Source organism: Nostoc sp. (genome assembly GCF_036917415.1).
In the GTDB taxonomy this organism is placed as follows: Bacteria; Cyanobacteriota; Cyanobacteriia; order Cyanobacteriales; family Nostocaceae; genus Nostoc.
This window is the reverse complement of record NZ_JBALDJ010000064.1, coordinates 1-13,214: the sequence shown is the minus strand read 5'-3', so window position 1 is coordinate 13,214 and position 13,214 is coordinate 1. Positions and strand designations below refer to the sequence as shown.

Genomic DNA, 13,214 nt, shown 5'->3' with positions numbered 1-13,214 from the left:
TTCCGATAGGAGGATGTAATTTAATTATGAATGAACAAAACTACGAACTCAGAACCGATTTCTGGTGTCATGTAAAAGTATGCAGAGGACTAGGGACAGGTGCAAAATTGTACGACTCTCAGGACACGATTACCATCAAACATGGCAGTCAAGTTATCTGGTGGTGGAAACCCGAAAAGCAGCACCAGCAGATTAAACAAGAAACCGAGAGGCTATCGGAATTATTCGCCCAACTCACCAAAAAGCCTGAAGAATTCACCCCACAGAAGATGAGTTCAGAACGGTTGCTGAAAGCCTTTGTCAAGCACTATCTGAAGTTAATTATCGATGAAAAAACCAAATGGTATGGCAGGAGATATTACTACTTGGTGAAAACCCGTCCAGAAATATTAGATATGGATCAATTGTCCCAAGTCGAAAGATCCGATCGCGACTATGGATTCAATTACGAACTCTTGGGTGATGCTAGCCACTGGCGTTATCTTTATCTAGCTCCACAGCCGCAGGGTTACGCGATTGAATTAGATATCGAGTCTGCACATTTTACAGCATTTCTGAGACAGCCCACGATGCTATTGAATGACCCCACTACTGGCGCTAAACCCTATTTCATCAGCGACGGTGGAGCAATGCAACGACTGCGTGATATTACACCAGAACTCCCCAACTGGTTTAGATATCGGATGTTAAAAATCATAGGTAGTCATGAAATAGAATACTACCAGTTCAACCCTGCCACATATTCATTTGAAAAAAAAGTAGATCCTCATCTGATTAACTACGGGATGGCTTTTAACGCTGTCCACAGAGCCATCTACACTGTTTACGAAACAATGGCAGAGGTGGCGAATTTAGTGCGGGATGACTTGTTGCGATCGCACACAAATACTTTTGTTCTCAAAGCCACTATGTCCCGAACTGCTGAAATTCAAATATTAACCGCGCTTGCCGAACGTGGTTTTGAGGTTTCATGCAAAGGCATCGGCTGGGCGCATTTTTGGAATATTGATCAGGGAATATTGGGCTTTGGTAAACCAAAAGGACATATTGAGGATTTAGAAGAGTTACGTAAACGCGATGGAGTCTGGGTTAAGCCAATGCCAAGGGAAATGTATGATCGCTGGAGTCATTGGCTACCCGAAATCCCGGAGGAGATTCGTATTTCTGCAAAGCATTATGAGTTTGTTCCAGTCAAAAGTATACCCAAAGTTTCACAAGAGTTAGTAGGTGGCTATTGGCGAAATGAATGGTGAGTGTCATCAAGAAAAGCCGGAATAAATATATTGTATAAACTGACCTAGTACAGAGATTGTGCTGCTCACTAAAAGTAAGCATTTCTCAGGAAGTAATAAGCTAATTGCTGCCATGACTAGTGCATAAAAATTTAACCCCGTTGCCAAAAATGCGTAACACAAAACTAATACAGTTTCTATGGCATAACTGATTAACCGAGTTGATTTGAGCATTCCGTGGTCAAGAGTCAACCAGTTTTCCAATCTTTGTTCTGGGTTCTCAAAGCGTTCACTACTTTCAACATCAATTCCTAAAGCTATATATGCTCTAGAAATATCCTGCCTAATCTTCCAGAGTTCGGGGGAAAGCTGATAAATATTTATCCCCAATCCCAGTAGGACACCACACGTAGCAGTACCAATATTCCATAGCCCAGAGATGCCGAATATTTTACCTAGCCATATTCCGATCGAAGCCCATTGCGCTGTCGCAACAGCACATACTGCTACAAACGCTATAATTGCCACTATGCAAGGTGCAGTCGGATTAGCTAATAGTTTTACGAGCAGCGAGAAAGCAAAGGTAATTAACCTCATTGAGTTCTCGACTATCAGCCAAATTAACTTTAATATTTCTCTAAAAAACCCGAAAGCTTTGGCTACGATTTAATGCTTCCAAATCCTTCAGGGTAAATGCCTGTAACCGCGATTTCAACCGTCTTAGTGACAATGGAACGATTTTCTGGATGCAGATGCTCAAAGGTGTGAATCCCAGAAACTCTGCGTTTAATCTCAGCTGCCCAGCGTTCTGGGTTGTGATTGCTCAAACTAATAGAAAGTTTGACTCCATCGGGAATATTCAGAACTACCAAATCTACAAAGATACTTTCTAATGCCAGTTCTGCTTTTTTCGACTTATCTTCGTGTAGTAAGGTGTGGTCAGTTTGTGCAATCGCTGCACTGCCCCAGAAGAATTGAACGTCTTTTAAGTCAAGCCGTGAACCTTCTAAATAACGCACCCATGCCCCATCTTTTGAAATAGTTTCGTAATGGGTTGTGTTTCGGTTGCGAAGAAGCAAGTATGCAGATGGCATCATGATGGAAAAATCATCATAGATTGCCTTCCCGTACCCTGTACCTGCGTCTTTTCCAGCGATGTAGTCAGTTAGCCCAGATTTGGCTAATAAGTCAGCTTGAACTAGCCAATTTTTGGCATTGGTCGTTATGGAAGTCATGGTTAATAATTCTTGAGAATCTTGATTTTTCTGGTCTGGCGTTGAGTTTTAGGCAAATCACCATAAATCCAGATATCCAGGCATGGGTAAGCAAAGCGTCACTTTCTGGCTTCTGTTGCCTTTGTTTGGTGGCGTTTTTTGGCTATAGTGCTATCATAACCTTAACCATCTAAATAACGCAAAACACCCATTTATCCTAATGACTTGATTCATCTTTAAAGGGATAATCAAAGGTACGCAAATGTGGTAAATGTGTTGTGACTGAAGAAAAGCAAGTAACTTACAAAATGTTTCTACCTGAATCTCTGAGAGCTAGATTTAAGTCTATCTGCGCTCTCAAGGGTGTAAGCATGAACGAGGTTTTGCTTGAGCTAGTAGAAACTTGGGTGACAGAAAACGAAGCCCAATCATCTAAAACTGGCAGAGGCAAAGGAGTGGCGTAATTGAAAGACTAAGAGGCGAACGCCGAAAGGTTGGAAGCAAAAATTGGAACCTACACCATGACAGAATCGCAGATTGAAGATATTTATAGTCGTCTCAACACCCTGACTCAGAAAGTAAATAACCTTGAGTTGCTTACGGGGACAATAGGGACAAGCCAAGTGGCGATCGCCCAAATCTACAGCAGATTAGACAACTTCGCGGAAGCAACCAACAGTAATTTTGCACAAATTAGCCAACGATTTGACCGTGTTGAAACACGATTTGACCGCGTTGAAACCATACAAGCGGAACAATCTCAACAGTTGGCAGAAATTTTGCGGATACTGCGCGATCGCAATGGTGGCAGTGGACTATGATGACCCTAATCTTTGGGGCAATTTGACTGCACGTAATCAAATATTTCAAGTAGATGGAGAATGGTATCGCTTATCTACTAACTTCGACAGTCAACAGATCGCTCGTCCTAAACCAGTGCATTAATTTTTTGAGGGAGCGTTCACAACATGATATCAATTAATAACTGATGCTAGCGAACTTTATCATTTTGCAGAAACTTTAGAAGTCAACCCCATTTCGCTTTAGCCAGATAACTATGCCACTACCACTTGCCGACACCAGCTAATATGAGCGCAGTTTTTTTAAAATTTATGCTTCAATCTCAAGCAAAAGCTTCTGTCACCCACTGATACCAATTGGTGACATTAATTCCCTAAAAATCAAAATATGATAAGGAGGATAATAAGCTAGTTGAATTGTCAGTTGAAATTTGTGAGAGAACTCAAGGATACGATACATAAACTGAGTTCGTCGAGAATGGTTTTCAGGTCCGTTATCTTGGTTGATGACCAATTTTTGAATGTGAGCAAAGCGGTCTAGCACACTCATCCACCATTGCTCAAGTATGTCAACAATACAATCAGCAGTCAGTTTGGAGTGTACGAAAAATAGAAATAACTCCCCCCTTCAGGTAGAAAAATCCCGTAAGGGGTAAGTGCTGGACAATTTGAAAAGTCATGGTCGTATGCAACTGTTTTGACACGGGTCTTTCCACCTCTATCAAACTCCCCAATTTTGATTCCCACCTTGGCATCTATAGAAATTCTTAATGTTGTTGAGTCATCATCCGCTTGTTGATTGATGCGGTTAACTTCTTTAAAGATTGCTTCTGTTTCTAGTATCTGTTTGATTGGTTTTGTTTTAGCTACCCTTTTTAAGTCATAACCTAGTTGATTCAATCGCGTGTCTCAGGTACAGTTAAACTTTCTTTTAATACCTGTTCTGTTGCTTTTATTCTTTCTATAGCTGCTTCTTGTTCGGAAACTTTCAATATTTTTGATGACAACGTTGCTAATGCCAATGCGTGAGCGCCTTTCAGTTCTTGATGACGAATTGCTTTTTTTAAATCTTCCGGCAAAGATAACATTGGTAAAAGATTGGACTTAACAGAAGCAGGATTCAACCCAAATTCTAAGAATACTAAAAATAAAGCTTCCTCCTCGTTAATAATACCCAGTACTTCTAAACCTTGTTGTTGCTCCTCACTACTAGCAATCAATAATTTTGTTAATTCCTTGACTTGATTATTACGTTCAAGGCGCTTAAGTACAGCACCAAGAGTTGTAGCAACCTCGTCAACTTCTAAACCAGTTGATTTGGCGATCTCTTTAAATATTGCTTCTGCTTTATCTAGTGGATTTAAATCTTCAAAACCTAAAAAAGTCAATAACGATGATTGGTCTAAATCCTGTGGCTGAGGTACGATTAAGGCCGAATAGTCTCCCATCCTAATAGCTTTGCTCCTGACCAACGTAACTGTCCGTCTAAGAGCATATAACGACCGTTATCTTGAGGAACTAAAATAACTGGTGTAATCTGCCCATGTTTTTTTAGTAATCTCGCTTTTGCCTGAATAGACTCTTGTGTAATTGTTTGTCTTGGCTGGTTAGGGTTAGGGTCAATTAAACCCGTATCAATGGCAATCTCACCTGTTTGCGTTTGCAATTGTTCGCGCAGTTTGGCGATTTCTGTCTCTAATTCTGGTGATTGCGATGCACGTAACCTTTCTACTTCAGCTTGTAAATCCGTAATTCTTTGTTCTTGATCGGTTTTCTGTACTGCCCCTTTAAATTTATCGCCTATCTGGGGAGCAACGCGATTTTGTGAGATCGGGTGAAAAAGGTGCGATCGCTAATAAATATATTTAAGTACAATAAAATTATTTATACATTTAAAGCAGTATTAACACTGCTAAAGATTTCCGGTTCTATTTTAGGATAAGAAGATGACTCGTTTTTGTAGCAAAAAAAGGTAGGATTCCCTAATAGTAAAAGTTTTGATATCTGACATCAAAACAGGGAATGCCTACGCTGAATGAAAAATAGTATATATTCTAGCTTTGATTTAAGAGGCTATTTATAAAGTAAATCTAAAAGCCAGGAGAAAGGAGTGATGATAACGATAAAATACTTCATATGCAGTGTATTTACATAGATAGTTGGTCATGGCGCGAAAGTCTTACTCCACAGATTTAACTGATATGGAGTGGAAAATGTTGGCTCCCTTGATTCCACCAGCTAAAGTAGGAGGCATCCATGCACAACAGATATGCGTGAAATATGCAATGCCATCTATTATCATTTGAAAACTGGATGTCAATGGAATATGCTTCCCGGTGACTTCTTGCCAAGCTCAACGGTATACAGCTATTACCGTAAATGGCAGCGCAAGGGAGTTTGGGAAAAATTAAACCATACACTGCGTGGTCAAGTTCGCATAAAATTAGGTAGGTCAACACAACCAAGCGCGTTAGCGAAGCTCGCCGTAGGCATCGCAGCAGATAGTCAGTCGGTAAAAACGACTGAAAAAAAAGAGCCAGTGCGTTGGGTGGCTCTGCCGACTTGAAGCAACTGGCGTGGGATGTCTACGGCTTTGATGGTGGCAAGCTAGTCAAAGGAAGAAAACGCCAAACAATCGTTGATAGCCTTGGGCTGTTGCTCAAAGTGATTGTGAGCGAAGGCAATGCTCCGGAAAGAGTGCTTGCAGCGTATGCCTTGATGGAACTGGTGGAAGAACGCCCAGAATTATTGGAAAAAGTTGAAGTCATCTGGGTTGACTCCGGGTATGACGGCGATAAGTTTGCGCTGGCTGTTTGGTTGATGATTCAAGCTCATGTTGAGGTCATCCGCCGTACTAATAAAGAATTTGAAGTTTTACCCAAGGGTTGGGTAGTAGAAAGAACATTCGGTTGGTAAAACCTGTACCATCGTTTGAGTAAGGATTACGAACGTCTTCCTGAAATGAGTGAAGCTGCCATATATGCCGTTATGACTCGTATTATGTTACGTCGTCTAGCCGTCTAAAGATTTACTTTATAAATGGTCTCTTAGATATGAATTGTAGGTTGTACCATTTTGCAATCTAAATTCCATATCGAAGCGATTGTAGTCCCAATCAAAAGAGCGAATCGCCATTGTATTAGGGGCAATTTCTACAGTTTGTATAGTTAGCCGATGTTGAATGTTTTGTGTATGAGCGTAGTTGCTCGTAGATATCTTTACCATTATTTGCAGTTCGCTAGTATGATTCGTTTACAAGTGCAAATCTTCAGGTTTTTTCTGCTCATGGGGGAAACTACGCTAGTTTCTACCCTGCGGGAAGGCGTTCCGCCTACAACTCTCTTGACCAGGATAATGAACTGCTCCCCTTGGCGTTAGCTTCTCCCATTGGAAGAAGCTCTTACGTCGCTCTAAGCGTACTCCTACGGAGAAGCAAGCTACGCGTAGCGTCTCGTAAAGAAGGCTTTACGCTTTGCTAACGGCAGTTAGTTACTCCCCGTTGTTGCGACTGCCGTTACTGCAGACGTGTAACACAATACTTGTTGATAACTCTGCATCAAAACACAAAACATTATTGGCACAATAATTCTCTATGTCCAATGAATCTCTTTTGAACGAAAAGCTCTATCCCAATCGTTAGCAATCACTTCCATGATATTGATCATGCCTTCATAGCCAAAATATGGCTTGTCAACATAAGTTTCTCTGTTAGTGGGGCTAAATACATCAAAAGCAATTTTGATTCCCAATTCCTCTGCCATGTATTTTTCCCATGCCGAGCCAATCACAGCATCAACACCAAACTCTTCTAAAGTCTGTTTTACTTGATAGCCATCTGCCGAAAATACTACATGGGAAGTAAGACCAAGGCTGTGCAGTTCTTGCTCCAAAATTGAACGAGAATCAGGCATCGCCGAGCGAAATAATAAGACTTCTGGAATCATCTCCAATTCTTCAAAAAGCATTCTGACTAGTCCAATACCAAGCGTCCCATCCGCAGATACAGCAATTCTACAGTTACGATATCGGGGAATAATCATCAATGCTCGTTTGCGAAGTGTATCTACGACCATTTCTTCGCCTTGTTTGATGATTGGCTCCACTCTTTCATCTATCTTGAAATGTGCCGCCAATGCCTTCAACCACCGAGTAGTGTTATTTACACCTATTGGTAAAGGTATATCATCAAGGATCAAAGGGATGTCATGGGTCTGTTGCATTTTCCGAGCAAACTTATACCCAACATCATGACTGAGAACAATATTAGCGGTTGCTTCACCAGCTTGCTCTAGTTCTTCAAAGGAGGTATTATGAGAGAAGACAGTCTGCACTTTAATTCTTAAAGACTTTAACGTCTGCGTTACCCAATGCAAATCAGCCCACCAAGTAGGATTCAGATTTGCCTGTGGTGCAATGATATTTACAATCCTTGGCTTTCTGCCCCTTCTCTTGGTCTGCCTTTTTTTGATAAAAGGAAGTAAAGCCTCCAAACCCATCTCCAAGCCATCGTAAGCATTGCCCCGAAACCCACCAGCCATTAAAGGAACGAGTTTGGCTTTGATACCTGGCTGGAGCTGGTTGCACAATCCCGCAATATCTTCACCAATGATGTCTGCTGCGCAAGTCCCAACGACAAACATCACCTTAGAATCAAAAGATTGATCCGCCTCTTTAATCATCCCTTTGAGTTTCTCAGACGCTCCCATCACAATGTCTGACTCAAAAAGACGAGTACAACCTACTTTCCGCTTGGTGAAATCAACCTCATGAGCATCATACCCAGCTGCGACAGTGGACGCGCAACCCTGTGGAGACTGAATCACAATACTGACATCTTTAATACCAGCAACTGTAGTTGCAATCCCTTCAAGGGCACAGCCAACTACTGGGTCTTTACTATGGTTACAATTGTCAAAAGTTGTTTCAGCAGACATTTATTCCTCCTGTTTCTCTAAGGCTTGACTATGGTAAATGCGTTTCACGCGCCTGTAGCGACTTCTGCTTTGACGTTTCCGTGTTTCGCGCAGCCTGTAATGACTTCTGTTTTCCCTGTAGCGACTTCTGCCTTGACGTTTCCGTGTTTCGCGCAGCCTGTAATAACTTCCGTCTCGACGTTTCCGTGTTTTGTGCAACCTGTAATGGCTTCTGTCTTCCCTGTAGCGACTTTTGCCTCGACGTTACCGTATTTCGCGCAGCCTGTAACGACTTCCGCCTTGACATTTTTGGCTTAAGCTTTGCTCGTATCAAACGCCACCGAATCAGCGTGCAGTGTTTTCCAGTTCTTCAATGCAGCCAGTCCCGGTTTTTTGTTAATAATCGCTTGATTTTTAAGACAGTTGCTACAATTATTCTGCGCCTCTGCGTGAGACAAATCCATACTTTTATTTAGCAAAGTCACATTTCATTTATTACTCGTTGCAACATTTGCCCCGTCTCTTCTCTGCATATACGGTACAGTCAGGTAGGTCTTGGGCTAGTTTTCCGGTCAGTGATTGAGCAGATGCCAACCCTGAATCTTTAGGGAACACCATTTGCTTGGTTAAAGCACTCCGAGGTCTAAAGCCATATTGGAGTGCTGTTTTAATACACTTTGCTACCTTTAAGGCTCCGCGATAGCCGAATCTGGGACGATTTAAGATAGCATTTAAATCGACGACAGGAATATGAGGGAAGCTCAAGGAAGAACCAAAATACACTACTGAGTCTGGATCGAGACCACCAATAAAATCTAGTAATTCATCTTCCGTTTGTTTCATAGACTCGTACTTACCAAAGGCCAGCGTTCCTTTCGTAATCAGGATTTCCGGGTCTAACCCTGTTTCCAACAGGTAGTCTACACTGGTTTCTCGTGCTTCTGTACTCCAGGGATGGAAGTTATAGATTACCGCCCGCATCCCAAAATCACGCTCCAACATGTGGGCAAGGGACAAGCACTTAATAGCATCATGTCCTTCGATAATCGCTAACTTCCCTTCTATATAACCTTTAGCTGCTTCAAATTCAGTCTTGATTGCGGCATATTCCTTTTCCATTAGGGCAGCCGCCTGTTCTTCCATCCCTAAATATTTTGCTGCCCCTTCGAGCCATTTTTCTGTCGCAGTGATTCCATAGGGAAGGATAGTAGAGTTTAGCGGAGTACCGAACTTGTCTGACATGGCTTTGCCGATGGTATAGCCAAGATCCAAACATAAAGTACAGTTGACTGCCGCACTCGGTGCTTGCTTGAGTTCTTCTAAAGTACAGTCACCAGCGATCACACTGTGAACTCTTGCCCCCATTCCTTCTATCAATCGCACCAGTTCCTTAACATCAGTTTCGACTTCCGTCCTTTCAGGGCCCATCTTTGCGCCCACAATATTGACAGCATCAGCTAGTTGTGCTTTCCGCTCTGGAGTTGGCGGCTCCATAAAGTCTACGATTTGCCGAAATACGATATCAAATCCACTGCGATACTCCCCGGCAAATCCTTCACAATGTATCGTCATGATTTCAGACTGGATTTTGCCGCGCGCTTTATTCACTACGTCATCAACACAGTCGCCAATAATACCAGACGCACAACTAGTGGCAACAACGATCGCATCAGGATGGTATTTTTCATCTACTTCTCGAATCGCGCCTGCTAATTCTTTTTCTCCACCAAAAATTACCGCTTTCTCACTCATGTTCGTAGTCACCACGGGTTCATAAGGTGAACCACTATTGCGGCTATTAGTCAGCTTGTATGCCCGCTTTACACCATAGGCACAGCCACTTGGCCCGTGAGAAATGACGATCGCATTTTTAATGCCACTTAAAATCTTCGTTGCAGTCCAAAATTTACAGGGACGAGTATGACTACCTTGTAAAGTGGTCTTAATCTTACCCTCTTTTGCCAAGCGATACAGTTCGCTTAAATTTCCGTAAAATACGACATTCTTATCTATACTTGTTGCAGTCATGATAACTCTCCAGTCTTTCAATAGCTTCTGTCTTCAGTACCCTGTGAGTCGTAAACCAGGCTACTGAGCCGCCCTCTGATACTAATCAGTTAAACGGGTACTGCCTGGTTTACAATTGATGTAGGATTGCTGAGTATCGTAAAATTAAGATGGAAATACCATCTAATTATTTGGCTCTTGAGTTGGGGATGGACGATAAGAAATATTACTCCAGATAGATGCCATCCCCTATACATATCAGACTCTTACCAAACGTTTAAGATCCACTCGCGCTCGTGCTTGTTCTCCATATCTGCAAACATGGCGTTGGCAATGTTGTCTGCTAGCCATTCTGCTCCTTTATAGCCAATAATGGGGTATTTCCACAGACCTGCCCGGTCAAAGCTGGGGAAGCCAACCCGAACCATTGGAATCTTGTGATCGATAGAAATATATCGACCTTTGGAATGACCCAAAATCAAGTCGATTTCCAGGGATTTATCTTTAATGCGGCGCTCCAATTCCCAGAGGTCTGCATTCCAGATGACTTCGATATCACAGGCTGCTTGCTTCTCTAACGCGGCAATTCTTGGGTCTTTGGTGCAGGCTCTGTTGTCGTCTCCCAACAACATCAGCACTGGCTCTAACTCACATTCCAAGCAGAACTCTGCTAGACCAATTACTAGATCGGGATCTCCGTAAATAGCTACCTTCTTGTTAGCGAAGAACATGTGGGCGAGGTCGGCGATCGCATCGATAGCCTTTCCACGTTCTCTGACTAAAGATTCTGGTATTGGTTTTCCAGTCAGTTTCTGGACATTTTGCAGCCAAATGTCGGTATTTTTGATACCAATTGGTGTTGGGCCAATGATTGCAGGAACCTTAAACTTCTCTTCTAAGAATTCGGCTGCACTACCGCCTTCATATTTGCATAAGGCAATAGTTCCCAACGCATTAGCAGAATCAGCAATTTCTTCAATGGTTGAATTCCCAAAGGCAAAACTTGTCTTATCGGGCATGGTGGGCGCATCGAAGGATTCTGTATCCAGTAAGATGTTTGCTGGAACGTCCATCTCTTTTAAGACGCGCTTCACTTCGGTGACATCTCCAGGGTTAAGCCACCCAGTAATGATGTTCAACTTGCCAGTTGGTTCGCCTTTTTTTGCCAGGGTAGAAATGATTGCATGTACGCCGACATTATAGCCTGTTACCTGGCTACCTTTGTAACTGGGGGTATGCACAGGAACAAGGACAACCTTGCGATCGGGATAGTCTTTCTTTAACTGGCCGTTGAGCTTGTTAATGGTTCCTTCGATATCATCCCCAATCGTCTCAGTTGAACAAGTCGTAATAATTGGAATAATCCGTAAATCGGGATATCGTGCGACTAAGGTGTGTACGGCTTCCTCAATGCGTGGCTGTCCTCCAAGGACAGCGCTATTTTCATGGAGTGAAGAAGAAGCAATGTCAAAATTCTCCTTCAAATGCTGGGCAAACAGCAGACGAACGAACATACTACACCCCTGTCCTCCATGCACCAGGGGAATACAATCTTTTACTCCGATTGCAGCATACTCAGCCCCAGCAGGCTGACAGGTAAATATAGGATTGATTATTCCCTTGCGTTCTTTTTGTTTTACAACTACAGACATTCTCTTGACTCCTAGATGGTGTAGAACTTGTGATGCGTGTTTGTTTGGCGTTGCTGAACGAAGACATGAATTGTCATTTTGAGTTTAAAGAAGTGGAGTGATGCCTACACCCAACCAAGAAATAAGCTACGCATAGGGTCGATTACAGAAGAAAGGTAGAATTGAATTTCGCAAAAGTCTTGAAAACTAGATGAGATACTTCTGTAGTAAGACGGTATGCAGACACCTACAATGCTAGGAAGGGATGAAAGCGATGCTGAATAGCCCGTCGTAGACATCGCTCCATACCTGTAAGAAAATTTCTGCACAAACACTAACAGGATGACAAAACTCTATTTCATGCTCCAATTGAGCAACGCCGTTGGTTTGGTGAAACAGTCTGGTCTTGGGGAACTGCCATTAGCGACGCAAGAGCGTCACCCGGAGGGTTGAATTACTGATCTAATTGCTTTAATAAAGCGAATAATGCAATTCACCATTCTTCGACTTGGTTATTACAATATCGACCAGCATTGCCTTAACAGACTCCAGTACTGCCTTCTTTTGCGAGTTCTCCATCTTACTTAACCATGAAAACCTGATTTCTAGGTCAGCCGAAAGGATCTTCGCATCTGCATAAAAACCCCTTTGGATCAAGGTATCCAGAACCACCTTTTCTCCAGTCAAGATTTGGGCGGCCATATTGAGAACACCATTGATGTTTTCTTCCCGATCCCATGCACGCGAGTGAAACTGCCACAAACACCGTTCTTGAATTAATTTTGTGACTTCTGCAGCTCGCTGTTGAATGTATAAAGCGATTTCATGAGCTTGCTGTTGAACCTGTGGTGCAGCTTCCTTAGCTTGTGGTTGAACTGGTACAGTTTCCTTAGCTTGTGGTTGAACTGGGGCAGTTTCCTTAGCTTGTGGTTGAACTGGGGCAGTTTCCTTAGCTTGGGGTTGAACTGGGGCAGCTTCCTTAGCTTGGGGTTGAACTGGGGCAGCTTCCTTAGCTTGGGGTTGAACTGGGGCAGCCTCCTTAGCTTGGGGTTGAACTGGGGCAGCTTCCTTAGCTGGCTGTTTGGCCTGTGGTGCAGCTTCTTTAGCTGGTTGCTTGGCCTGTGGTGCAACTTCCTTCGCTGGCTGTTGAACTTGTGGCGCAGCTTCCTTAACTAGCTGTTTGACCTGTGAAGTGGTTTCCTTAACTAGCTGTTTGACTTCTGAAGTGGCTTCCTTAACTTGCTGTTGAATTAGAGAAACGACTTCCTCTGATACCTCTTTGGTTGCTTTACCGTTGCCATTACCATTGGTACTTGGCAGATTTTGCTCACCACGGATATCAAATTGAGCCAATTTCATCAGAGGGGAATAGATGGCATTGTACATATCCCGCGCCATATTCACCGCACCTTCAAAG

At 42.8% G+C, this 13,214-nt stretch carries 13 protein-coding genes and 3 pseudogenes; 5 read left to right on the top strand and 11 right to left on the bottom strand.

The genetic code is table 11. From position 1 onward, the window contains the following. Positions 1–26: 26 nt before the first annotated feature. Positions 27–1,253 (top strand): hypothetical protein, encoded by a 1,227-nt coding sequence (locus V7K41_RS12520; RefSeq protein WP_334848529.1) that lies wholly within the window; start codon positions 27–29, stop codon positions 1,251–1,253. Between the two features lie 6 nt (positions 1,254–1,259). Here V7K41_RS12520 and V7K41_RS12515 read toward each other — a convergent pair whose 3' ends face one another. Both V7K41_RS12515 and V7K41_RS12510 read right to left on the bottom strand, forming a co-directional pair. Continuing rightward, the gene (locus tag V7K41_RS12515) at positions 1,260–1,829 is read right to left on the bottom strand and encodes a hypothetical protein (RefSeq protein ID WP_334848528.1); all 570 of its coding nucleotides are present in this window, start codon (positions 1,827–1,829) and stop codon (positions 1,260–1,262) included. Positions 1,830–1,891: 62 nt separating this feature from the next. Continuing rightward, complete coding sequence (locus V7K41_RS12510; RefSeq protein WP_334848525.1) at positions 1,892–2,467, bottom strand: hypothetical protein; 576 nt, start codon at positions 2,465–2,467, stop codon at positions 1,892–1,894. Between the two features lie 257 nt (positions 2,468–2,724). Here V7K41_RS12510 and V7K41_RS12505 point away from each other — a divergent pair, with 257 nt between their 5' ends. Genes V7K41_RS12505 through V7K41_RS12495 form a run of 3 tightly spaced genes read left to right on the top strand, consistent with a single transcriptional unit; the run spans position 2,725 to position 3,391 of the window. Then, entirely contained in the window at positions 2,725–2,910 is a 186-nt protein-coding gene (locus V7K41_RS12505; RefSeq protein WP_334848523.1) for a plasmid partition protein ParG, read from the top strand. A gap of 57 nt (positions 2,911–2,967) precedes the next feature. Next, positions 2,968–3,267: a hypothetical protein gene (locus V7K41_RS12500; RefSeq protein ID WP_334848521.1), complete on the top strand. Its 300-nt coding sequence runs from the start codon at positions 2,968–2,970 to the stop codon at positions 3,265–3,267. After that, positions 3,248–3,391, top strand: a complete 144-nt coding sequence (locus tag V7K41_RS12495) for a hypothetical protein (RefSeq protein WP_334848520.1) — start codon at positions 3,248–3,250, stop codon at positions 3,389–3,391. Before V7K41_RS12500 ends, V7K41_RS12495 begins: the two co-directional genes overlap by 20 nt. Positions 3,392–3,634: 243 nt before the next feature. Here the strand turns inward: V7K41_RS12495 and V7K41_RS12490 are convergent. The 3 genes and pseudogenes from V7K41_RS12490 to V7K41_RS12480 all read right to left on the bottom strand — a co-directional run. After that, positions 3,635–4,149 (bottom strand): annotated as a pseudogene (locus tag V7K41_RS12490) (ISAzo13-like element transposase-related protein); the annotation flags it as partial. Further along, positions 4,143–4,694, bottom strand: a complete 552-nt coding sequence (locus V7K41_RS12485; protein WP_334848519.1) for a hypothetical protein — start codon at positions 4,692–4,694, stop codon at positions 4,143–4,145. The pseudogene V7K41_RS12490 and the gene V7K41_RS12485, both read right to left, overlap by 7 nt. Beyond that, complete coding sequence (locus V7K41_RS12480; protein ID WP_334848517.1) at positions 4,673–4,912, bottom strand: ParB/RepB/Spo0J family partition protein; 240 nt, start codon at positions 4,910–4,912, stop codon at positions 4,673–4,675. Before V7K41_RS12480 ends, V7K41_RS12485 begins: the two co-directional genes overlap by 22 nt. Positions 4,913–5,411: 499 nt before the next feature. On the opposite strand from V7K41_RS12480, the pseudogene V7K41_RS12475 reads away from it, so the two are divergent. Further along, positions 5,412–6,270: pseudogene (locus V7K41_RS12475) on the top strand (IS5 family transposase). A gap of 24 nt (positions 6,271–6,294) precedes the next feature. On the opposite strand, the pseudogene V7K41_RS12470 reads toward V7K41_RS12475, so the two are convergent. The 6 genes and pseudogenes from V7K41_RS12470 to vnfG form a co-directional block, all read right to left on the bottom strand. After that, positions 6,295–6,471: pseudogene (locus V7K41_RS12470) on the bottom strand (diflavin flavoprotein A); the annotation flags it as partial. Between the two features lie 365 nt (positions 6,472–6,836). Continuing rightward, a complete protein-coding gene (locus tag V7K41_RS12465) occupies positions 6,837–8,180 on the bottom strand; it encodes a nitrogenase component 1 (RefSeq protein WP_334848515.1) in 1,344 nt (447 codons plus the stop codon). Between the two features lie 293 nt (positions 8,181–8,473). Next, complete coding sequence (locus tag V7K41_RS12460) at positions 8,474–8,623, bottom strand: hypothetical protein (protein ID WP_334848513.1); 150 nt, start codon at positions 8,621–8,623, stop codon at positions 8,474–8,476. Positions 8,624–8,654: 31 nt separating this feature from the next. Further along, positions 8,655–10,187, bottom strand: a complete 1,533-nt coding sequence (locus tag V7K41_RS12455) for a nitrogenase component 1 (protein WP_334848512.1) — start codon at positions 10,185–10,187, stop codon at positions 8,655–8,657. Positions 10,188–10,432: 245 nt separating this feature from the next. Then, entirely contained in the window at positions 10,433–11,818 is a 1,386-nt protein-coding gene (vnfK, locus tag V7K41_RS12450; protein WP_334848511.1) for a V-containing nitrogenase subunit beta, read from the bottom strand. Positions 11,819–12,268: 450 nt separating this feature from the next. Then, positions 12,269–13,214, bottom strand: a 946-nt coding sequence (gene vnfG / locus V7K41_RS12445; protein ID WP_334848509.1) for a V-containing nitrogenase subunit delta, incomplete at its 5' end; no start/stop codon positions are given.